Consider the following 20195-nt stretch of genomic DNA (forward strand, 5'->3'; position numbering starts at 1 on the left):
GGGGTGAAATGTCGGCGACACGACAAAGGCATTTCCGCTTGTCCCGAGTTGCGCTAGCCTAGCCTCATCCCGGGGGAAGAGGCGCAGATGGCCGACATATTCCTGAGCTACAAGAAAGAAGACCGCGCAATCGCCGAGCGGTTGGTCGCGGCGCTGCGCAAGGCCGGAAAATCGGTTTGGTGGGACGATGCGCTCAACCCGCAGCAGGCTTGGGACGCGATGATCGAGCGCGAGATTGCGGCCGCCGCTTACGTCGTCGTGCTGTGGACCCCGCGGTCGGTGACGTCGGATTGGGTGAGGTCCGAGGCGCATTATGCGCAGGATCATCACAAGTTGGTGCCGGTCACGATCGAGCATTGTTCGCTGCCGCTGGCGTTCATGCTGCGCCAGTCGGTCGACCTTTCGAGCGGGGTGTTCGACGACAGCAATCCGCAGTGGGACAAGCTGCTCAGCTGGCTCGAAGGCGAACATCCCGAGGTTGCGCCGGGCGACGCAACGCTTGCGCCCGATGCCGCGGCGGTGGCTGCGGTGCCGATAAAAGCGCAGTCGGGCGAAGGCTGGTTGCGCCCGGCCAGGCGGCCGATGTTCGCGATGGGGTTCGCCGCGCTGGCGGTTGCGCTGCTGGGCGCACTGTTCCTGTTCCGCGCCGACCTGGGTCTTGCCAAGCCGGTCCAGCCGGATGTGGTAGTCGACCAGTTCACGACGCATGGCGCGGGGCTGCCGGCAGGGTTTGCCGAGTCGCTGTCGAACGAGATGTTCAACGGCTTTTCGACCTCGTCGCGGATCAACCCGGTCAATGGCGACGGCAAGAGGCGGCCCCACGCCTATCAGTTGACCGGCGACGTCTCGACCGAGGGCGACCAGCTATTGGTCATCGCCAAGCTGTTCGCACCCGATACCGAGGCCCCGATCAGCACGATCAAGTTCTCCCAGCCCAAGAGCAACCCGATCGCGGCGCGCCAGTTCGGTCTGGAACTGGCCGAATTCACCCGCTGTGTCGCTACCGCCAGCGACAGCACCGGATCGAAGCTGGTCGTCCTGCCGCCCGAAGCGATCGCGCCGTGGGCGCGCTTTTGCCAGCAGATCAACAGCGGCACCGACCAGACCTCAGCGGAATCGCTCGTCGCGACGCTGCGCAACGTCGTGGCGGCGGCGCCCGACTTTGCCAATGGCTGGTCGAACCTGTCCGAGAATTTGATTATTAGCTCGTTCACGCCGGGCGCGAACAAGGCCGCGATCCTGGCCGATACAGCCAAGGCGGCCGAGCGCGCGCTAGCGATCGACCCGACCACCGCCAAGGCTTATCAGGTCCAGGCGTGGCTGGCAGTCGGGCTGGGGGGCGATGGCAAGTCGGCATCATCGCTGCCGCACTTCCACAATTTCGCCGAGTGGGAGACGCTGGCCGAAAAGTCGATTAGCGTGCGGCCGAGCGATTGCGGCTGCGAGCTGCCCAATTATAACTATACGCTCAACGCACTTGGCCGGCCGTCGGCGGGATTGCCGCTGCTCCAGCAAGCCGTCGGCAATGATCCGAATATCGCCGAGCATGCCATCTCGCTTGCCAATGCCACCGCCGCGACCGGCAATGCCGCTGGCGGGCTCAGGATGCTCGACGAGCTCGCCGTCAAATGGCCCGGGAACAAGTCGATCAAATTGGCGCGCTTTGGCCAGGCACTGTGGCGGCGCGACTGGGCGGCGGCGCGAACCGCGCTTGCCGACCAGCCCGAAAGCCCGGTGAAGGCCGCATGGCCGGCGCTGCTCGATGCGCTGCAGGGCGGGGACGCAGCGCGCATCCATGCCGCCGGGGCGCCGTTCATGGCGCTGTCTGCCGACCCGGCCAACAGCGGATCGGCGATTACTGCGCTGGCAATGAGCGGCAACCTCGACGAGGCGGTCGACGCATTGACGACGGCGCTCGAACGCGGCGACGATCGGCTGACGCTGATGTTCCGCCCGGTGTTCACCGAAGCGCGCAAGACCGCGAAGTTCGCGGCGCTTGCCCAGCGCATGGGGCTGATCGACTATTGGAAGATCCACCGCCCCGATTTCTGCGGTGAGCCCAATCCCGCTGCGGTGTGTGGTTCGCTGGCAAAGTCCTGAGGCAAAACCATTTTCAGCCCCCATTCACGCGGAACCCCACATCAGGGCGTGATGGACGCGATATGCCTTCCTTGCCCGCAACCGATTATCGACCTGCGCTGGTCGACGCCCGGCGCCGACGCAGAGTTGGCTCAAAAGCCACAACAGGCCAGATACTTGCACCCGGGCTATCGTAATATTGAACCCGTCGTCGTGTTTCTCGTTACGACAAGCCAATATGCACTTCAGACTCGAAGGAGACGGCTGTGAAGCCAAGCCTGCTCAAGAGCCTCATGGGCGCCACGATCTTCCTGGCGCCGTTATCGGCAACGACGGCGGCGAGCCCCGAGCTTGCCAGCCAGCCGACCGATATTGCCCGCGCCGATGGCATCACCGCGTCGGTCGACGCTTATTATGCCGCGCGAGGCACTGCTCCGATCTGGCTCAAGCAGGGCCCGACGAGTGGTGGCGCAATAGCGCTGGTGCAGACGCTTCGCCGGGCGCCGCTCGACGGGCTGATCTCGGGCCCGCGGATGGCCGACGAGATCCAGGCCGCGCTGGCTGCTGCCGGCGACCAGGCCGGTGCCGTTCGTGCCGATCGGCTGATGTCGATCGCGTGGCTGCGCTATGTCGCCGCACTCCATGCCCCCGCGCCGGGGATGATGTATGTCGAAACGCGCCTCGCCCCGCGCGCGCCCGCAGCAGGCTATGTCCTGGAGCAGGCGGCGCGCGCTACCTCGCTGTCCGATCATGTCGCCGCCGTTGCGTCGGTCAGCCCGATGTACGCGCCGCTGCGCGATGCCGCGTGGAGCCAGGCGCAGGCCAGCGGATCGTCGTTGGCCGACCCCCGCATCATGGCCAATCTCGACCGGGTGCGGGCGCTTCCGGCGACGGGGCGTTTCATCCTGGTCAATTCCGCGACCCAACAATTGTCGATGGTCGAGAATGGGCGGGTGGTCGACACGATGAAGGTCGTTGTCGGGCGCGCCGACGCCCAGACGCCGATGGTCGCAAGCACGATCTGGTTCGCAACCTTCAATCCTTATTGGAACGTGCCAAGTGACCTTGGCCGCAAGCTGATTGCGCCACATGTCATCAAGGACGGGGTCGGCTGGCTGTCCAAGAACGGCTATGAAGTGATTTCGGAGTGGGAGAAGCCGACCGTCCTTCCGTCGACGTCGGTCAACTGGAAAAGCGTGATTGCCGGCACCACCGAAGTGAAAATGCGCGAGCTTCCCGGTGCCGCCAATTCGATGGGGGTCGTCAAGTTCGGTTTTGGCAATCCACAGGGGATATACCTGCACGACACCAACAACCGCGTGCTGTTTAACAATGCGCGGCGGACATCGTCTAACGGTTGCATTCGCCTGGAAGACGCCAAGCGGCTTGGTCGCTGGATGGGTGGCGACATGATCGCGCCCAATGCCAACCCGGAGCAGAATGTGCGCCTTCCGCAGGGAATGCCGGTCTATGTTTCCTATGTGACCGCAACCGCACAAAATGGGCAGATCGCCTTTTCGAACGACGTCTACAACCTCGACACGGGCGCCGGTCGACTGGCGTCACGCTGAACCCGGACAGAAATGGCGCGAGGCCGGCGATGAGCGCCGGCCTCGCGCCGTTCGTCAGATGGTCGTCGTTTCCATCGTCCTGAGTTCTGGAGTTGGCAGGGGGCCGTTGCCGATCTGCGCCATCAGTTCGGCCTTGCGGGCGGCGAGCCGGGCGCCAAGATCATCCATGTCGAGACCGGCCTTCTTGGCCTGACTGAAAATCCCGACGAGGCGCTGTTCCTCTTCCTCGACATGATGCTCAATCTGTTCCTGGAGCACCTTGACCTTGGCGTCGTAAAACTCGTCCGACGGCGAACCCTTCTCGATTTCGGCGATCAATACCTTGGCGCCGTCATGTTCGACATAGGCTTCCTTGAGGTCGTCCTCGTCGACCTTGCCTTCGCACGCGGGATAGAAGATCTCTTCCTCGATCATGGCGTGAATAGTCAGCTCCTTGCAGATCTGCAGTGCGATCTTCTGCTTGGTGCCGTCGCCGCTGGCCTTTTCAAACTTGGCGAACAGCTCGTCGACCTTGTCATGATCGGCCTTGAGCAAGGCGACCGCATCCATAAATTCAGCCATGGTCCAAACCCTTTCGATTGGGGACTATTTGCGTGGATTCAACGAGTGTGCCGCCAATAGGATGCGACTTTTTTAATCGCCGAAACAGCAGCTTGCTTCGCGCCAACAGGCTGCCAGCCTATTTCACGCTCGGGTCACGGCCCTAGCCGTTGACGACCTGGCCGCCGTTGGGATGCAGGACTTGCCCCGCCATATAGGATGAATCCTCGCACTCCAGGAACAGGAAGGCGGGGGCGACTTCATTGGGCTGGCCGGGGCGCTTCATCGGGGTCTTCTGGCCAAAGGTTGCGAGCTTCTCGGGACTCGATCCGCCCGACGGGTTGAGCGGGGTCCAGATCGGCCCCGGGGCGACGCCGTTGACGCGAATTCCCTTGTCGACCAGATTTTGCGACAGGGAGCGAGTGAAGGCGGTGATCGCGCCCTTGGTTGAGCTGTAGTCGAGCAGTTCTGGCTCGCCGGCGTACATGGTGATCGAGGTGCAGTTGACGATCGTCGAGCCCGCCGTGAGGTGGGGCAGCGCGGCCTGGACCATGAAGAACATCGAGTAGATGTTCGACTGGAAGGTGCGTTTCAGCTGCTCCTCGCTGATGTCGCGAATGTCCTGGTCGGGGTGCTGCTCGCCGGCATTATTGATGAGGATGTCGAGCCGGCCGAGCTCGTTCACCGTCTGTGCGACGACCGCGTTGCAATGGGCTTTCTCGCCAAGGTCGCCGGAAATCGCGATCGCGCGGCGGCCCTCGGCCTCGACGATGCGCTTTGTCTCGGCGGCGTCATCATGTTCGCACAGATAGGCGACGGCAATGTCGGCACCTTCGCGCGCGAACAGGGCGGCGACGGCGCGGCCGATGCCGCTGTCGGCGCCGGTAATGATCGCGACCTTGCCGGCGAGGCGGCCCGAGCCGGGGTAGCGCGGGGCCCAGTCAGGCTTTGGTTCGAGCTGGCTTTCATGGCCAGGCAGCGCATCTTCCTGGATCATCGGCTGGACAGCCTCAGCGATGTTGCGGGCAAGCGTGTCCTGATCGGCGGGGGTCATGGGGCGCTCCGTTAATAAGGGTTTGATGGAAAAACCTTTCGCCTGCCGCGCCGTTCCGCGGCTGGTCGCACGCTGGCGCACGACGAGCCGTGCAACATGTCCCCTGCCCCATGGGTTATACTCCGCGAAGGATGCCCCGGTCTGGTCGGCGTCCGCTTCAGGAGAGTCTGATGCCCTACGCCAAAGCCCGCGACGGAACGCACCTCTATTACAAGGACTGGGGCAAGGGCGCTCCGGTGGTCCTGCTTCATGGCTGGCCGCTGACCGGGGACTCGTTCGACGATGTCGCACTCGAACTCGCCGAGCGCGGGTGCCGGGCGATCATCCCCGATCGTCGCGGCTTTGGCCGGTCGGACCAGCCCTGGGACGGCTATGATTATGACACGTTCGCCGACGATGTCGCGGCGGTCCTCAACCATGCCGAGATCACCGAGCCCGCCGCTCTGGTCGGCTTCTCGATGGGCGGCGGCGAGGTTGCGCGCTTCCTGTCGCGACAGGGCGCACAGCGCGTGTCTAAGGCGGTGCTGATCTCGGCAGTGGTGCCCTACATGCTGCAGACCGACGACAACCCCAATGGCGTTCCGCAAGCGACCTTCGACGAGATGACCGCAGGAATGAAGAAGGACCGCGCGCATTTCTTCACCGGTTTCTTCAAGGACTTTTTCGGGGTCGGCGTGCTGAGCTCCCCGGTCAGCGACGAAGTGCTCGACGATGCCAAGCGCCAGACAATGATGGCCGGGCTTCGACCGACGCTCGCCGCCGCCAAGGCGTTCGCCACGACCGATTTCCGTCCCGACCTGGCGTCCTTCACCGTGCCGACGCTGGTCATCCACGGGACGGAAGACAAGACCGTTCCGATCGACGCCACCGGTCGCGTGGTCGCGGCCAAGGTGCCGGGCGCCAGGCTGATCGAATATGAGGGATCGGCGCACGGCCTGTTCGCGATTGAAAAGGAGCGGCTGATCGAGGATCTCGTCGGCTTCCTGACGAGCGAGATTGGCGCACACCCGACCGAAGCCGACAGCCGCAGCGCAATTCCGCTCTCGCAGGCTTAGCCAGCGCTCCCCTGGGCGGCGGCCTGCGGGTCGTCGCCCTCGGCTACCACTGCGGCGGACGGGCCCTTGTTGAGCTCCATCCAGTCGCGGAAGGGCAAGTGATAGATCATGTCCATCACTTCGAATTCCAGGCCCCCCGGCTGGCTGGTATTGCTGTTCCACAGCGCCACCACGCCGCTCTTTTTCTCGGGGTCGAACAGAATCAGCGAGCGATAGCCGGCAACCCCGCCACGATGGCCGATGATGCGGTGCCCGACATAATCATAGCTGCGCCAGCCGAGGCCATAATAGGGTGAATGAACCCGCTCGGCGAACTTGCGCATACGGCCCTGCTCGGTCGGGGTCTTGACCAGCGGCGCGTGGATCGTTGCCAGCAGCCGGGGCGACAGAACGTCGGCCATGCCGCCCGCCTGGGCGATCATCCACAGCGCGAAATCCTTGATATTGCTGTTGATCCCGCCCGCTGCGGGGACTTTGTAATAAGCGTCTGTGACCGGGAGCAGCCGTCTGCCGACGCTATGCGGACGCGCCCAGCTGGCGGCGCCTTCGAGCCCCTCGCGCGTCACGCTGGCAGACCGCATCCCAATCGGGTCGAACAGCGTGCGCTGGACCGCCTGCGGGTAGGACATGCCCATCGACCGCGCGACCATCTCGCTCGACGCGTCAAAGGCGACGTTCTGATAATCCCAGCAGGTGCCGGGCTGGCACACCGCACTCAACGCGCCGAGTTGGCTGCGCAACACAGCCGGGCTCTGCCCTTCCTCCAGCTTATTGTCATAGGCGTTGCGATAGAGGCCGAGGCGGTGGCTGAGCAGGTCAGTCACCGTTGCGCGATATTCGCCGGCATTGGGCAGCTTCAGCGTCGGGGCGTAATTCACAACCGGCGCATTAAGGTCGATCTTGCCTTGCTCGGCAAGCTTGGCGACCATCGTGGCGGCGACACCCTTGGAGCAACTCGCCCAGCGGAACACCGTTGCCGGGGTGACTGCCTCACCTGAACCGCGCGCGGTTTCGCCATAGCCGGCGAGGAAGGTGATCCGGCCATTTTCGATCACGCCAACCGCCAGCCCGACCATCGACGGCCTGGCGACCATCGCCTTCAGCCGCTCGTCGAGCGCCGAATAGTCGACGTCATGGCGCGCCGAGATCGAGAGGCTGGCAAGCTTGAGGTGCGCCGTCGAGGTGACCGGCGCCGCTTGGGCTGAATCTCTCGCCGCATGTGGCGACGCCAGCGCCACTGCGCCGACCAGCACGACGAAAGCGCCGAGCCCGATGATATGCTGTCGTTCCAATCCACTCTCCCGCGCTTGGCCCCTGTGCGGCTGGCGCGGGCGGGGCTCAACGGGGGATCGGGTTCGCTGCGGCCAAGCGAGCAGGACGAGCGGTGGAACGAGTCGGTTACTGGCGTTCGCCGCCCGGCTCGCTTAAGCGGGATGGCAATGCGCTTCCTCCGCCTCCTTTTCTGGCTGCTTCTCGCGCTGCTTGCCGCGCTGTTCATGGGCCGCAACTGGACCGACGTGACGGTCGATTTGTGGGGCAATGTCCAGGCCGACATCAAGCTGCCGCTGCTGTTGCTGATCGCGTTCCTGATCGGCTGGCTACCGACGATGATCCGCTGGCGGCTGCGCCACTGGCAGCTGCGCCGTGAGGCCGAAAGAGGACGCACGGTGAGCTATGCGCCGAGTCCTGCCCCAGCCCCGGCTCCGACCATCGGGCCCGACGCATGAGCCGGCCGATCTATGTCGCGATCGACACCCCCGACATCGATCAGGCGCGAAGCATCGTCCAGGCGGTGGGCAGCCATGCCGGGGGGATCAAGCTAGGGCTGGAATTCTTCCTCCGCAACGGTCGCGCCGGGGTGATGGACATCGCCCACCTCGGGCTGCCGATCTTCCTCGACCTCAAGCTGCACGACATTCCCAACACGGTGGCGAAGGCGATTATGGCGCTGCGCCCGTTCGAGCCCGCGATTCTGACGGTCCATGCCGCCGGCGGGCGGGCGATGATGGAAGATGCCAAGGCCGCCGCATCTGCTTCGACCAAGGTCGTGGCGGTGACCGTGTTGACCAGCCTCGACGGCAGCGACCTGAGATCGATCGGGATCGCGGGCCAGCCGCAGGCGCAAGTCGAACGGCTTGCCGCGCTGGCGCAGGAGGCCGGGCTCGACGGCATCGTCTGCTCGGGGCAGGAAGTGGCCGCCGTGCGCAAGAACTGGCCGCATGGTTTCTTCGTTGTTCCCGGTATCCGCCCGGCCGCTGCCGCCGTCGCCGACCAGAAACGAGTGATGACCCCGCGCGCCGCACTCGACGCCGGGGCCTCGATCCTGGTCATCGGCCGCCCGGTCACCGCCGCCGAGGATCCGCTGGGTGCCCTGCGCGCGATCGAGGGTTCGCTCTGATCAAAGACGTCATCCCGGGCTTGACCCGGGACCCGCCTGCCTCCGGCCCGCGCTCGTTCAGGTGAGGAAGGCAGGTCCCGGATCAAGTCCGGGATGACGGCGTCGTGGACATTTCAACCCCAGGCGAATAACCGCGCTCCGATGCAGAGGACTTCCCAATGAGCTGGCTCAGCAAGGTGCGCAACGGCATCCCCTTCCTGCCCAAGCGTCAGGTCGCCGACACGCTGTGGCACAAGTGCGGCAAGTGCCAGGCGATGGTGTTCACCAAGGAATGGGAAGATAATCTGTTCGTCTGCCCGCGTTGCGATCATCATGACCGGATCGGGCCCAAGGCGCGCTTTACGATGCTGTTCGATGACGAGCGCTATCGGGTGTTGCCCGCGCCCGAGGTTCGCGAGGACCCGCTCAAGTTCAAGGATACTAAGCGCTATCCCGACCGGCTGAAGGCGGCACGCGCCGCGACCAGCGAGCGCGATGCGCTGATCACCGCGCGCGGGGTGATCGGCGGGCATGAAGCGATCGTCGGGGTCCAGGATTTCGCCTTCATGGGCGGGTCGATGGGGATTGCCGTGGGCGCTGCCATCGTCGCCGGGATCAAGGCCGCGATCGACGCCAATTTGCCCTATGTGCTGTTCACCGCGGCCGGCGGCGCGCGGATGCAGGAGGGCATATTGAGCCTGATGCAGATGCCGCGAACGACGGTGGCGCTGGCTCAGCTACGCGAGGCGGGGCTGCCTTATATCGTCGTGCTGACCGATCCGACGACGGGCGGCGTGACCGCTTCCTATGCGATGCTGGGCGATGTCCAGATGGCCGAGCCGGGGGCGCTGATCGGGTTCGCCGGGCAGCGGGTGATCGAGCAGACGATCCGCGAGAAATTGCCTGAAGGCTTTCAGCGCGCCGAATATCTGCTGGCGCACGGGATGATCGACATGGTCGTTCCCCGCGCCGAGCTCACCTCCCGGCTGGCGACGTTGCTGGCCTATCTCACCCCGGAGGAGGCGGCCGCCTGATGGCCGACTTTGCCCGATCGAGCTGCGCGGAGGTGCAGGCCCAGCTCGAGCGGATGGGCGGGATCAGCAGCGGTGACGACACGCTTGGGCTCGAACGGATCGCGGCGTTGCTCGACCGGCTCGGGCGGCCGCAGGACCGCTTGCCGCCGGTGCTCCATGTCGCCGGGACCAATGGCAAGGGATCGACCTGCGCGTTCTTGCGCGCTGGGATCGAGGCGGCGGGCCTCAGCGCGCATGTGTTCATCAGCCCGCATCTGGTGCGCTATAACGAGCGGATCCGCATCGGCGGGCAACTGATCGACGATGACGCGCTGGCCGCGCTGCTGGCCGAAGTGATCGACGCCAATGACGGGATCGGCGGAAGTTTTTTCGAAGTGACGACGGCCGCCGCGCTGCTCGCCTTTGCGCGCGTGCGCGCTGACGCCTGCATCCTCGAAGTCGGACTCGGCGGACGGCTCGACGCAAGCAATGTCGTCGATCGCCCGGCGGCGTGCGGCATTGCCAGCATCGGCATCGATCACCAGCATTACCTCGGCCACAGCCTCGCGGAGATCGCGCGCGAGAAGGCCGGGATCGCCAAGGCCGGGGTGCCGCTGATCGTGCTGGCGCAAGTCTCCGAGGCGCTGGCGGCAATCGAGGCAATGGCGGCCGAGCGCGGCGCGCCTGTGTTGCTCGAGTGGCGCGACTGGCTGCCCGACGCGAGCCTTCGCCCGACGCTGCCGGGGGCGCACCAGCGGCGCAACGCCAACCTCGCTTGGCAGATGATCCTTGCGTCGGGGTTGCCGGTATCAATCGACCAGTTTCGCAGCGGCCTCGCCTCCGCGAGATGGCCGGCGCGGCTCCAGCAGCTTGCCCCCGGGCCGCTTGCCGCAGGGCGCGACGTGATCGTCGACGGCGCGCACAATGTCGACGCTGCCGCCGCGCTCGCCCTCCACCTGGCGAGCGATCCGCGCCACCTCGTGCTGGGCATGCTCGCCAACAAGGACGCCGACGAAATCGTCGCGCTGCTCGCGCCCCACGCGCTCAGCCTGACCTTCGTCGCGGTCCCCGACCATGCCAGCCACGACCCGGTCAAGCTCGCGGCGCGCTTTGGCGGGCGCGCGGGGGCGAGCTTGGCCGACGCGCTCGCTCCCCTCCCTTCGCCGATCCTTATTGCGGGGTCGCTCTATCTGGCGGGAGACGCGCTGGCGGCGAACGGCGAGCTGCCCGACTAGCCTTGGCGAAGCTTTCCCAGTTCGCGCGACGCCCAGTCATACATGACGGCGTCGGGGTCGATTTGCTGGCGGGTAAGCCGCTTGCGGCGCTGATCGACCTCTTCCAGCAGCGATCGCGCCGGAGCCACGCGGCCGTCCCCCAGCAGCAGCGCGGCATAGCGGCAGCGGGCTTCGTCGCCAGCCATGCGCGTGACGATATCGGCATAGATGACCTCGGCCTCGGGCTTGCGGCCAAGCTCCTCGAACAGCCGCGCGCGGAGCATCGCGATGCGGTCGCGGTCGCCTGACGAGCTTGGCTGCTGCATCGTCTCGAGCATGTCGAGCGCATCGGCGGGCTGGTCATTCTGGAACAGTGAGCGGGCAAGCTTCTCGCCGGTGCGCAGGTCGGGGCGGATCCGCCCGATCGAGTCACGATAGAAAGGGAGTGCTTCCTTGTGACGGCCAAGATCGGTCAGAGCGTCGGCCAGCCGGATCATATTGGCCGGAGTCCTGGCGATGTCGAACTGCTCACGGGCGGCGCGCAGGTCGCGCCCCGGATCGATCCGCGCGCCGATCTGGGCGCGGGCGGTGCGGACGTGGCGGTGATGGCGGAAGCGCGGCAATACCTCGATTACCAGATAGGCAATCGTGCTGGCCATCGGCAGGAAGACAAGCGCCATGATCCACAGCTGGTTGCGACCGTTGCGGATGACATCGACCACCAGCAGCACCTGCACCGCAAGCATGGCAACGAAGGCGATCATCGGGGGGCGGGCTCCTCCGCAGCTCCAGCTTCGGCGCGAGCATCGCCTTCGCCGACGACCCCCGCCGTCCCGATCGACGAGTCGACCAACCCGGCACGCATCATCCACCAGAACAGAAGGATGCCGGGCACGGCGGCGACCGTCGTCAGCAAATAGAAGTTCACATAGCCCATGCCCTCGACCATCGCGCCAGCCGTTGTGCCGGTGAGGAACCGCCCGACAATGCTCGCCGCGGCCGAGATCAGCGCATATTGCGAAGCGGTAAAGCGCAAGTCGCACAGCGCCGAGAAGTAGGCGACGACCGTCACCCCGCCGATCCCGCTGGCGAAATTTTCGAACCCGATCGCGCCCGCCAGCACTTCATTGCTGTGCCCGGCCTGGGCGAGCAGGGCGAAACTGAAGTTCGACACGCCCATCAGGATCAGGCTGAGCAGGACCGAGCGCTTCATGCCGAGCTTGGAATAGAGCACCCCGCCGACGAAAATGCCGATGAGGTAGGCCCAGAAGCCGACGCCAATGTCGAAGATCGCGATTTCGTCATTGGTGAAGCCGAGGTCGTCGAGGAGCAGGCGGAGCGTCAGTTGGCCGAGCGTGTCACCGATCTTGTGGAGCAGGATGAACAGCAGGACGAGGAATGCGCCCTGCCGCTGGAAGAATTCGGTGAACGGGCGATAGACTGCGCCGACCGCTTCGCCGAAGCCGCGCCGCTGCTTGGGCTCGCGGTGGCGCTCGGGTTCGCCATGGACCAGCCCGGTAATCATCGCCGGAAGCGCAAAGCCGGCGCAGGCCAGATAGGCGATGTGCCAGCCGACCCGCGCGGCGAGCACCAGCGCCAGCGCCCCCGCCGCGACCGACCCGATGCGCCAGCCATATTGAACCATACCCGACCCGACCCCGAGCTGGCGCGGCGACAATATCTCGATGCGATACGCGTCGATGACGATGTCGAAGGTCGCCCCCGCAACCCCAACCAAAATGGCGGCATAGGCGGTCGCGAGCAGGCTCGACGAGGGATCGACGAAGGCGAGGTTGGCAACGGCGGCGATCACCAGCAGGCCCGCCAGGATCAGCCACGACACGCGCTGGCCAAGCGCGCCCAGGATCGGCAGGCGGACCCCGTCGACGACCCACGCCCACAGGAATTTCAGATTGTAGACGAGGAAGGCGAGGCTGAAGGCGGTGATGCTTTTCTTGTCGAGCCCGTCCTGCGCCAGCCGCGTGGTCAGCGTCGCGCCGATCATCGCATAGGGAAAGCCCGACGACACGCCGAGGAAGAAGGCCGCCAGCGGGGCGGCTTCGGTATAGGGACGAATGCCCTCGGGTAGGCTCGCGCGCCAGCCCGTCGCCACATTCTCGTCCATCGCGATCGCCATACGCTGCTCCACCCACTGTCGATTGGCGCCATGCTAGCAGGACGAGCGAGCGGTGGAAGGGTGGACGGACAAACCCGCGCCAATACTGTGGAAACGCAACTTGCGTTAAACGTTTTGAAGGCGCAGCGTCGCATCATGGACGCCATTCCCCGCACTTTGCGCCCGACCCATGGGCAAGTCGCGCTGGCCGACGCATTGGCGCGCGGCGAAGCGGCGATGGGCAGCCGGATGACCAGCCTGCCGGCGCACATCTATACCGATCCGGCGCGGTTCGATCATGAGACGAAGCGGTTGTTCGAGCGCTTTCCGCTGCTGCTTGGTCCCTCGGCGATGCTGCCCCATGTCAACCAGGCAGTTGTCCATGACGGCTATGGCGTGCCGCTGATCATCACGCGCGACGGGGACGGCCATGTCCATGTGCTGGCCAATGTCTGTCGCCACCGCGGGACACGATTGCTCGATGCGGATGGGCCGGTGCCGGCAACGCGGATCGTGTGCCCCTATCATGCCTGGGCCTATCGCGCCGACGGGCGGCTCGCGTCCCTGCCTCGTGCAGAATGTTTCCCGGGGCTGGACAAGGCGGCCTACGGCCTGGTGGAATTCACGTCGATCGAGGCGGGCGGGCTGATCTGGTTTTCGCGCGATCCCGCTTCAGACTTCGCCAATGAGGCGCTGCTTGCGCCCGACCTCGATGCGTTCGGGATCGCCGATCTCCACCTCTACAAGCGCAAGGTCCACGAGGTCGCCGCCAACTGGAAGCTGGTGATCGACGCCTTCCTCGAGAGCTATCATGTCCAGCGGCTCCACGCCTCGACCATCGCCTCCTTCTTCGCCGACGGGATCACCGTCGCCGACCAGATCGGCCGCCATCAGCGCGCCGCCGTCGGTCGCGCCGACTATCTCAATGAAATCGACCGTAGCGACTGGCCTGCGCTTCGCCGCGCGGTGACCTATACCTATCAGCTGTTCCCCAATTCGGTGGTGATCGTCAGCCCCGATTACATCAACCTGCTGATCGCCATGCCGCAATCGGTCGGCCACACGCTGGTCGAGGACATCATGCTGATCCCCGAGGAGCCCCAGACCAACGAGGCGGCGGCGCATTGGGCGCGAAGCTGGGACCTGCTCGACGGGGGCACCTTCGGAACTGAGGATTTCGGCGCGGCGGCGCTTGGCCAGCGCGGGCTCGAATCGGGGCTGATCGACAACATCATGCTCGGCACGCTGGAAAATGGTGTCGCCGAATTCCACGCCAAGCTCGACGCGGAGCTTTAGGGCTGCGTCACGGCCCGGTGATCGGGAACAGCTCCAGCCCCTTGGGCAGCTTGGGGGTCTTGCCTTCAAGGTGGTCCTCGACGGCGCGGATCGCTTCCTTGAGTACGGTCGGGCTGAAGGGCTTGATGAGGCAGCCAACCGAAACGTCTGCGGCTTCGGGCGGGCAGTGGCCGGTGGCGAACAGGACGGGCACGCCGCGCGCACTCGCCTCGCGGGCCAGATCGACACCGCCTCGGTCACCACTAAGCTTGACGTCGCTCAGGATGAGGTCGACGGAGCCCTGGTCGAGGATCGCGACGGCATCGGTGTAATTGTCGCACGTGGCGACGACCTCGTAACCCGCGCTTTCGATAAGCGTTTCATTGTCGAATGCGGTCAATGGTTCGTCCTCGACGACAAGGATCCGCTTGACGACCTGTTTGCGCTTGCTGAACAGCATCGGTGATGGTTTCCCGCCCAGGAGTGAAGATGACAGGCCCGCAACGAACGACGCGCACTCCGGTGCCACGCGGTCCGCGTAGTTCGCGACCGGGGGAAAATAAAGTGCCACGAGGCCCCGTAACCCGCGGCCCAAAGCCCGGTCCGGCGCGCGATGACGGGCCGCAGCGGATCGCGAAACTGCTTGCCCGCGTCGGCATCGCGTCGCGCCGCGAGATAGAGCGGATGATTGCCGACGGCCGAGTCGCGATCAATGGCGAAGTGCTCAAGACCCCCGCGACGGTGCTCGAAAATCTTGCCGGGGTGACCGTCGACGGCAAGCAGGTCGCCAAGCCCGAGGCGGCGCGCCTGTTCCGCTTCTACAAGCCGCCGTCGTGCCTGACCGCCGAGTTTGACCCCAAGGGCCGCCCGACGATCTACGACAAATTGCCCCCCGGCCTGCCCCGCCTCATCCCCGTCGGCCGGCTCGATTTCATGACCGAGGGGCTGCTCCTGCTGACCAACGACGGCGAGTTGAAGCGCCAGCTTGAGCTGCCCTCGACCGGGGTGGTGCGCAGCTATCGTGCCCGCGCGTTCGGCGAGATCACCCAGGAACAACTCGAGGACCTGGCCGAGGGCGTCGAAATCGAGGGCATTCGCTATGGCTCGATCAACGCCAATCTTGAACGCCGCACCGGGCGCAACTGCTGGATCGAGATGAGCCTGACCGAAGGCAAGAACCGCGAAGTCCGCCGCGTCCTCGCCCATCTCGGGCTCCAGGTCAGCCGGCTGATCCGCACCAGCTATGGTCCGCTCGACCTGGAGGGGCTCGATGCCGGCGACATCGTCGAGGTCCAGCGTGAAGCCCTGTTCAACTTCCGCGCGAGCCTGCGCGGAGGGCGCAAGGCAATATGAGGCCCCGGCCATGAGAATTATCGCGGGTGAATGGCGCGGTCGGCCGATCGTCGCCCCCCCGGGGGAGGCCACCCGTCCGACCGCCGACCGCACTCGTGAAACCCTGTTCTCGATGCTTGTCAGCCGCCTGGGTTCGTTCGAAGACCTTCGCGTTGCCGACCTGTTCGCGGGCAGCGGTGCGCTGGGGCTCGAGGCCCTCTCGCGCGGCGCGGCGCACGTCACCTTCATCGAGAATGACAATGAGGCTGTCCGCGCGATCCAAGCCAATGTCGCCAAGCTCGGCGCTACCGCGCGGGCGGAAATCAAGCTCGCCTCGGCGCTCAAGCTGCCCCCGACCGCAGCGCCGTTCGATGTGATCCTCGCCGATCCGCCCTATTCGCCCAAGGCCGCGATCGCGACGCTGGCGTCGGTCGCGCGCGCGAACTGGCTGGCGCCCGGCGGCTGGCTGGCAATCGAAACCCAGCGCAAGCAGCTGGTCGAAGCGCCCGATTATATGACGCTCGACGCCGAGCGGGACACCGGCCCCGCCCGACTGACGCTGTTTCGAAGTTAGCGTCGTTATCGGCTACGCCGGGTCTGTTCCAGCCCGCACCCCCACCCGGCCAACCCAGTCAGTGTATTCTATGGGTTGGCCGGGTGGGGGTGCGGGCTGGAACAGCACTTCGTAAAAAAACTAAGCCTTCTTCGAGACTGGCGCCTTGGCCGTGAACCCGCTGACTTCCTTCATCAGCCGCGCCCCGATCGCCGCGGCGGCCGCCTTGCCTGCCGCCTTGACCGCCTTGCGCGAGCCTTCGGCACTTCCATTTTTCTGCGCGACGCCATGTTCTGCGATCGCCGCCACGGCTGCCATCGCGCCGACCGCGAGCAGGTCGGTGACCAGCGGATGATCGGCCAACTTGGCAAGCGCGTCGACCGAGCCTGTCACGTCGATTTTCGCCTTCTTGGCCTTTTTCTCGCCCTTGGGCTTGCTGTCCGCTTTTTTCGATTTCTTGCCGTCCGCTTTGGCCACGCCGCTCTCCCTGCTAAATGTCCAGCAACCGCATGTCGGCGTCGGGGAAGGGAATCGCAAGGGCGCACGCTGTTTCGCGGTCATGTGACAGCCAGCCGAGCGCATCGGCAGCGCGAAGCATCACCGGCATCGCCTTGGGGTGGACCGCGCCAACCGTCACATTGGGCGCGCACGTCAGAAACGCCATATATGGCCCATCGCTGCCGTCTGTCGCGCCCGGTCGCCACAGGCCGGCAAAGGCGAACAGTGGCTCTTGGCCTTCGTGCATCGCGAACCAGTGCTTGATCTTGCGCTTCGTTACCGGGTGCGGCTCGGCGCTCCATTCGCAAAAGCGGGTGACCGGCACGATGCAGCGCCGGTCGACATTGCCCAGCGCCGATCGCCAGAAGGGACTGTCGAGGTTGCGGACATTCGTGACCGGTCTGCCCCGGGCCGCCGCCGGCCCCGGAAAACCCCACGTCATTGCATCGAGCCGAAGCACACCGCCTTCCCCCCGGCGAAGCACCGGCGCGGCCTTCCCGGGATAAATTTCGTCGAACGGAGGCAGGTTGGCCGTATCGCCATCGAACGGTCCGAACATCCGACGAAGCTCATCGACCGTGGCGGTCATCGAATAAAGATTGCACATAATCCCGGAACGTCTCCGTAACAGAACGGTTCATCGCTAAGGCGTGTCGATCCCGATTAGGTGAACGGCTCGTTGTTTGAGGTTCACGCAACCCAGTGCAAGACTGTCGCGTTGACTAGAAAAGAGAAATAGGGAGACATTCTCATGCGCAAGACCATCATGGCGCTTACCGCCGCTTCAATGGCCATTCCGGCCCTCGTGGCCGCCCCGACGGCAGCCGATGCCCGCCATCGCTATCGCAGCACCGCCTACAGCAATACCTATTGTCATCGCCGCAGTGGCACAACCGGCACGATCGTCGGCGCCGTCGGTGGCGGCCTGCTTGGCCACGCGATCGTCGGCGGAACTGCCGGCACGCTGATCGGCGCCGGTGCCGGTGCGCTCGGCGGCCGCGCGATCGAAAAGGGCAGCCTTGGCCCCAAGTGCCATCGCTATTATCGCTAGAGCTTGATCGTTTGAGGCGGAAGGACTTTGCGCTTCCGCCGATGACGTGAATCAGGCTTTAAGCATATGCTTAGACCGACGGGGTTCGCCCCTGCCCGGTAAGAAAGGCCGGCGTAACCCACGGGTTGCGCCGGTTTTTTCTTGGCCGCTCTAGGCGCTGACTACCCTCATCAGGCGGCGCTCGAGCGGAGCTAGCACGCCGGCCAGTTCATGTCCGCGCCTGAGTACCGCGCCCTGTTCGCTGACCAGCGCATAGGCGCCCTGCTTTAGCCGAAGCTGGGGTCGCTTCTCGATCCGCACCTCGGGGCGTTCAGTCGCGCGGCGGAAGGCCGAGAAGCTCGCCACGTCGCGTTCGAACGACATCGCATAGTCGCGCCAGTGGCCGGCCGCGACCATCCGGCCATAAAGGTCCAGGATCCGCTGGAGTTCGATGCGGTCGAAGGCCGTCACGGCGGTCCGGTCCCTGGGGCCAGGGAACGGAGTTATGACGCTCAAGCGCTTTTCGCCTGCTGGGCCGGTTGGGTGATCACGCGAAGCTCGGCGATATCCTTGCGCAGGGCGGCAATCTCGGCCTCCAGCTCGCACAGCTTGGCGCGTTGGGGGTCGACGTCCTCGCCGCAGGGCGTGCCATAGGGGACGAAACCGGGGCTGTAATGAATCGCATCGACCGGGACCGGTTTCGCCGGGATTCCGACCATCGTCGTGTTGGCGATGACATCGCGGGTGACGACCGAGTTGGCGCCGACCCGCGCGCCCTCGCCGACCTCGATCGGTCCCAGCACTTGCGCGCCCGACCCGATCACGACCCGGTCATGAAGCGTGGGATGGCGCTTTCCCCCAATGCCCGTGGTCGGGTTCGTGCCGCCCAGTGTCACGCACTGGTAAATGGTGACGTCGTCACCGATCTCGGCCGTCTCGCCGATCACGGTAAAGCCATGGTCGATGAAGAAGTTACGCCCGATCTTGGCACCCGGATGAATGTCGATCGCCGTCAGCCCGCGCCCGACATGATTGACGAACCGGGCCAGAAAATAGAGCTTCCCGCCGTAAAGCCAGTGCGCGACGCGGTGGAAGGCAAGCGCCCACACCCCCGGATAAAGCAGCACTTCCCAGCGCGAACGCGCCGCGGGGTCGCGGGCCTTTACCGAATCCAGATAGTCAATCAGTGACGAGGCCAAGGGTCGCATCTCATTGTCGTTTCGCGAGCAATATAAGCAACGCGCACCCGGAATCAAAGCTGTCGCAAATTAAAGCTACAGCGTGGCGTGGACCGTGGCGATCGCCTTCATCACCGCCGCCGTGCGCGCCGCAAGCTGGATCGTCTCGGCCTTCACCCCATGCTGGACCAGCAACTTCTCATGGCTGTCGATGCACATGCCGCACCCGTTCATTGCACTGACTGCCAGGCTGTACAGCTCGAAATCATCCTTGTCCGTGCCGTGCTGCCCCAGGAAATTCATCCGCAACTTCGCCGGTAGCGTGCCATATTCCGCGTTCGAAGCGAGGTGGACGAAGCGGTAATAGACGTTGTTCATTGCCATGATCGCCGCCGCCCCGCGCGCTGCATTGGCGGTCGGTTCGTCCAGCTTGCCCGCGACCTCGGCCTCGGTTGCCTCAACCAGCGGCTTATACCCCGACCCGTGCGCGCAAGCGAGCAGCAGGCCGTATTTCAGGCCTTCACGCGCCACTTGGTCGGCCAGCATCGACGATAGATTAAGGCGCAAATCCTTGGCATAATCAGGCAAGGTTTCTGCAAACGATTTCAATGACATGGTTATACTCTGATACCGTCTCCCAGCGTGTGTCCACCGGGAGACGTTTTTGACGGTCAGGCGGCGACGGGCTTGAGCACCTCTTCGCCGTCTTTCCAGTTGCACGGGCACAGCTCGTCGGTCTGTAGCGCATCGAGAATACGCAGCGTCTCGGCGGGGTTGCGGCCGACGTTCAGGCCGTTGACGGTCACGTGCTGGATGACGTTGTCGGGATCGATGATGAAGGTCGCGCGGTAGGCGACGCCCTCGGTCGGGTGAAGAATGCCGAGCGCGGTGGCAAGGGTCTTAGAATTGTCGGCGATCCACGGGAAGTCGGCGCTGGCGAGCTGCTCGTCCGACTTGCGCCAGGCGAAGTGGACGTGTGCGGTGTCGGTCGAGGCGCCGATCAGGTCGGCGTCACGGTCGGCAAAATCACCCCTGAGGTCGCCATAGCCGACGATCTCGGTCGGGCAGACAAAGGTGAAGTCCTTGGGCCAGTAGAACAGGATCTTCCAGCGACCGCTGGTCGGGGTGGTGTCGATCGTCTCGCCATTGGGGAGCGCGGCAATGCCCTGCTGGACGGGGAGGATGAGGTTGGGGATTGTGTCGCCGACGGTCAGCATCGGGTGGCTCCTTTGTTGCGTTGCGGTAGATAATGGTGCGTTGCAGCATCTAAGGCGCTGGCAATCATCGTTCAAGGCGTTTAGATCGATCAC

At 65.0% G+C, this 20195-nt stretch carries 23 protein-coding genes; 11 read left to right on the plus strand and 12 right to left on the minus strand.

The window, feature by feature from the left end; genetic code table 11:
* Positions 1-87: 87 nt before the first annotated feature.
* Together U1700_RS10930 and U1700_RS10935 are read left to right on the plus strand one after the other, a co-directional pair.
* Entirely contained in the window at positions 88-2100 is a 2013-nt protein-coding gene (locus U1700_RS10930) for a toll/interleukin-1 receptor domain-containing protein (RefSeq protein ID WP_332752691.1), read from the plus strand.
* A gap of 245 nt (positions 2101-2345) precedes the next feature.
* A complete protein-coding gene (locus U1700_RS10935) occupies positions 2346-3650 on the plus strand; it encodes a L,D-transpeptidase family protein (RefSeq protein WP_332752692.1) in 1305 nt (434 codons plus the stop codon).
* 54 nt (positions 3651-3704) lie between these two features.
* Here U1700_RS10935 and U1700_RS10940 read toward each other — a convergent pair whose 3' ends face one another.
* Positions 3705-4211 (minus strand): hemerythrin domain-containing protein, encoded by a 507-nt coding sequence (locus U1700_RS10940; protein WP_332752693.1) that lies wholly within the window; start codon positions 4209-4211, stop codon positions 3705-3707.
* A 142-nt stretch (positions 4212-4353) separates the two neighbouring features.
* A complete protein-coding gene (locus U1700_RS10945) occupies positions 4354-5244 on the minus strand; it encodes an SDR family oxidoreductase (protein ID WP_443025933.1) in 891 nt (296 codons plus the stop codon).
* Between the two features lie 170 nt (positions 5245-5414).
* Here U1700_RS10945 and U1700_RS10950 point away from each other — a divergent pair, with 170 nt between their 5' ends.
* Positions 5415-6299: an alpha/beta fold hydrolase gene (locus U1700_RS10950; RefSeq protein ID WP_332752694.1), complete on the plus strand. Its 885-nt coding sequence runs from the start codon at positions 5415-5417 to the stop codon at positions 6297-6299.
* On the opposite strand, the gene U1700_RS10955 is transcribed toward U1700_RS10950, so the two are convergent.
* Positions 6296-7591, minus strand: a complete 1296-nt coding sequence (locus U1700_RS10955; protein ID WP_332752695.1) for a serine hydrolase domain-containing protein — start codon at positions 7589-7591, stop codon at positions 6296-6298. The genes U1700_RS10950 and U1700_RS10955 overlap by 4 nt on opposite strands.
* Before the next feature lie 15 nt (positions 7592-7606).
* Here U1700_RS10955 and U1700_RS10960 point away from each other — a divergent pair, with 15 nt between their 5' ends.
* The 4 genes from U1700_RS10960 (at position 7607) to U1700_RS10975 (ending at position 10924) form a co-directional block, all read left to right on the plus strand.
* Positions 7607-8026 (plus strand): hypothetical protein, encoded by a 420-nt coding sequence (locus U1700_RS10960; protein ID WP_332752696.1) that lies wholly within the window; start codon positions 7607-7609, stop codon positions 8024-8026.
* Positions 8023-8697 carry an orotidine-5'-phosphate decarboxylase gene (pyrF, locus tag U1700_RS10965; protein ID WP_332752697.1) on the plus strand — a complete coding sequence of 225 codons (675 nt, stop codon included), beginning with the start codon at positions 8023-8025 and terminating at the stop codon, positions 8695-8697. Before U1700_RS10960 ends, pyrF begins: the two co-directional genes overlap by 4 nt.
* A 158-nt stretch (positions 8698-8855) precedes the next feature.
* Positions 8856-9710, plus strand: a complete 855-nt coding sequence (gene accD, locus U1700_RS10970) for an acetyl-CoA carboxylase, carboxyltransferase subunit beta (protein ID WP_332752698.1) — start codon at positions 8856-8858, stop codon at positions 9708-9710.
* Positions 9710-10924 carry a bifunctional folylpolyglutamate synthase/dihydrofolate synthase gene (locus tag U1700_RS10975; RefSeq protein ID WP_332752699.1) on the plus strand — a complete coding sequence of 405 codons (1215 nt, stop codon included), beginning with the start codon at positions 9710-9712 and terminating at the stop codon, positions 10922-10924. Before accD ends, U1700_RS10975 begins: the two co-directional genes overlap by 1 nt.
* Here U1700_RS10975 and U1700_RS10980 read toward each other — a convergent pair.
* Together U1700_RS10980 and U1700_RS10985 are read right to left on the minus strand one after the other, a co-directional pair.
* A complete protein-coding gene (locus U1700_RS10980; protein ID WP_332752700.1) occupies positions 10921-11667 on the minus strand; it encodes a hypothetical protein in 747 nt (248 codons plus the stop codon). The genes U1700_RS10975 and U1700_RS10980 overlap by 4 nt on opposite strands.
* Positions 11664-13028, minus strand: a complete 1365-nt coding sequence (locus tag U1700_RS10985; RefSeq protein ID WP_443025948.1) for an AmpG family muropeptide MFS transporter — start codon at positions 13026-13028, stop codon at positions 11664-11666. Before U1700_RS10985 ends, U1700_RS10980 begins: the two co-directional genes overlap by 4 nt.
* A gap of 147 nt (positions 13029-13175) precedes the next feature.
* On the opposite strand from U1700_RS10985, the gene U1700_RS10990 reads away from it, so the two are divergent.
* Positions 13176-14315: an aromatic ring-hydroxylating oxygenase subunit alpha gene (locus tag U1700_RS10990; RefSeq protein WP_332752702.1), complete on the plus strand. Its 1140-nt coding sequence runs from the start codon at positions 13176-13178 to the stop codon at positions 14313-14315.
* 7 nt (positions 14316-14322) lie between these two features.
* Here U1700_RS10990 and U1700_RS10995 read toward each other — a convergent pair whose 3' ends face one another.
* On the minus strand, positions 14323-14754 hold the full coding sequence (locus tag U1700_RS10995) for a response regulator (RefSeq protein ID WP_293941115.1): 432 nt from the start codon (positions 14752-14754) through the stop codon (positions 14323-14325).
* 5 nt (positions 14755-14759) lie between these two features.
* Between U1700_RS10995 and U1700_RS11000 the strand changes: the two genes are divergently transcribed.
* Positions 14760-15647: a pseudouridine synthase gene (locus U1700_RS11000; RefSeq protein WP_443025935.1), complete on the plus strand. Its 888-nt coding sequence runs from the start codon at positions 14760-14762 to the stop codon at positions 15645-15647.
* 10 nt (positions 15648-15657) lie between these two features.
* The gene (rsmD, locus tag U1700_RS11005) at positions 15658-16200 is read left to right on the plus strand and encodes a 16S rRNA (guanine(966)-N(2))-methyltransferase RsmD (RefSeq protein ID WP_332752704.1); all 543 of its coding nucleotides are present in this window, start codon (positions 15658-15660) and stop codon (positions 16198-16200) included.
* Positions 16201-16320: 120 nt separating this feature from the next.
* Here rsmD and U1700_RS11010 read toward each other — a convergent pair whose 3' ends face one another.
* Both U1700_RS11010 and U1700_RS11015 read right to left on the minus strand, forming a co-directional pair.
* Complete coding sequence (locus U1700_RS11010; protein WP_332752705.1) at positions 16321-16656, minus strand: hypothetical protein; 336 nt, start codon at positions 16654-16656, stop codon at positions 16321-16323.
* 13 nt (positions 16657-16669) lie between these two features.
* On the minus strand, positions 16670-17284 hold the full coding sequence (locus tag U1700_RS11015; protein WP_332752706.1) for an SOS response-associated peptidase: 615 nt from the start codon (positions 17282-17284) through the stop codon (positions 16670-16672).
* 144 nt (positions 17285-17428) lie between these two features.
* On the opposite strand from U1700_RS11015, the gene U1700_RS11020 reads away from it, so the two are divergent.
* The gene (locus tag U1700_RS11020) at positions 17429-17728 is read left to right on the plus strand and encodes a glycine zipper 2TM domain-containing protein (protein WP_332752707.1); all 300 of its coding nucleotides are present in this window, start codon (positions 17429-17431) and stop codon (positions 17726-17728) included.
* Between the two features lie 150 nt (positions 17729-17878).
* Here U1700_RS11020 and U1700_RS11025 read toward each other — a convergent pair whose 3' ends face one another.
* The 4 genes from U1700_RS11025 to U1700_RS11040 all read right to left on the minus strand — a co-directional run bounded on the left by U1700_RS11025 (position 17879) and on the right by U1700_RS11040 (position 20102).
* A complete protein-coding gene (locus U1700_RS11025; protein WP_332752708.1) occupies positions 17879-18223 on the minus strand; it encodes a DUF2794 domain-containing protein in 345 nt (114 codons plus the stop codon).
* On the minus strand, positions 18220-18906 hold the full coding sequence (gene epsC, locus U1700_RS11030) for a serine O-acetyltransferase EpsC (RefSeq protein ID WP_332753004.1): 687 nt from the start codon (positions 18904-18906) through the stop codon (positions 18220-18222). Before epsC ends, U1700_RS11025 begins: the two co-directional genes overlap by 4 nt.
* Before the next feature lie 75 nt (positions 18907-18981).
* Complete coding sequence (locus U1700_RS11035; RefSeq protein ID WP_332752709.1) at positions 18982-19500, minus strand: carboxymuconolactone decarboxylase family protein; 519 nt, start codon at positions 19498-19500, stop codon at positions 18982-18984.
* A 56-nt stretch (positions 19501-19556) separates the two neighbouring features.
* Entirely contained in the window at positions 19557-20102 is a 546-nt protein-coding gene (locus U1700_RS11040) for a peroxiredoxin (RefSeq protein WP_332752710.1), read from the minus strand.
* Between the last annotated feature and the right edge of the window lie 93 nt (positions 20103-20195).

Source organism: Sphingomonas sp. RB1R13 (genome assembly GCF_036663775.1).
Taxonomy (GTDB): Bacteria; Pseudomonadota; Alphaproteobacteria; order Sphingomonadales; family Sphingomonadaceae; genus Sphingomicrobium.

Coding starts and splice junctions, on each gene's coding strand:
- U1700_RS11020 (WP_332752707.1), top strand. CDS start 17,429: ATGCGCAAGACCATCATGGCGCTTACCGCCGCTTCAATGGCCATTCCG.
- pyrF (WP_332752697.1), top strand. CDS start 8,023: ATGAGCCGGCCGATCTATGTCGCGATCGACACCCCCGACATCGATCAG.
- rsmD (WP_332752704.1), top strand. CDS start 15,658: ATGAGAATTATCGCGGGTGAATGGCGCGGTCGGCCGATCGTCGCCCCC.
- U1700_RS10980 (WP_332752700.1), bottom strand. CDS start 11,667: ATGATCGCCTTCGTTGCCATGCTTGCGGTGCAGGTGCTGCTGGTGGTC.
- U1700_RS10945 (WP_443025933.1), bottom strand. CDS start 5,244: ATGACCCCCGCCGATCAGGACACGCTTGCCCGCAACATCGCTGAGGCT.
- U1700_RS11000 (WP_443025935.1), top strand. CDS start 14,760: ATGGTTTCCCGCCCAGGAGTGAAGATGACAGGCCCGCAACGAACGACG.
- U1700_RS10940 (WP_332752693.1), bottom strand. CDS start 4,211: ATGGCTGAATTTATGGATGCGGTCGCCTTGCTCAAGGCCGATCATGAC.
- U1700_RS10930 (WP_332752691.1), top strand. CDS start 88: ATGGCCGACATATTCCTGAGCTACAAGAAAGAAGACCGCGCAATCGCC.
- U1700_RS11040 (WP_332752710.1), bottom strand. CDS start 20,102: ATGCTGACCGTCGGCGACACAATCCCCAACCTCATCCTCCCCGTCCAG.
- U1700_RS10975 (WP_332752699.1), top strand. CDS start 9,710: ATGGCCGACTTTGCCCGATCGAGCTGCGCGGAGGTGCAGGCCCAGCTC.
- U1700_RS10985 (WP_443025948.1), bottom strand. CDS start 13,028: ATGGACGAGAATGTGGCGACGGGCTGGCGCGCGAGCCTACCCGAGGGC.
- accD (WP_332752698.1), top strand. CDS start 8,856: ATGAGCTGGCTCAGCAAGGTGCGCAACGGCATCCCCTTCCTGCCCAAG.
- U1700_RS10995 (WP_293941115.1), bottom strand. CDS start 14,754: ATGCTGTTCAGCAAGCGCAAACAGGTCGTCAAGCGGATCCTTGTCGTC.
- U1700_RS10990 (WP_332752702.1), top strand. CDS start 13,176: ATGGACGCCATTCCCCGCACTTTGCGCCCGACCCATGGGCAAGTCGCG.
- U1700_RS10950 (WP_332752694.1), top strand. CDS start 5,415: ATGCCCTACGCCAAAGCCCGCGACGGAACGCACCTCTATTACAAGGAC.
- U1700_RS11035 (WP_332752709.1), bottom strand. CDS start 19,500: ATGTCATTGAAATCGTTTGCAGAAACCTTGCCTGATTATGCCAAGGAT.
- U1700_RS11015 (WP_332752706.1), bottom strand. CDS start 17,284: ATGTGCAATCTTTATTCGATGACCGCCACGGTCGATGAGCTTCGTCGG.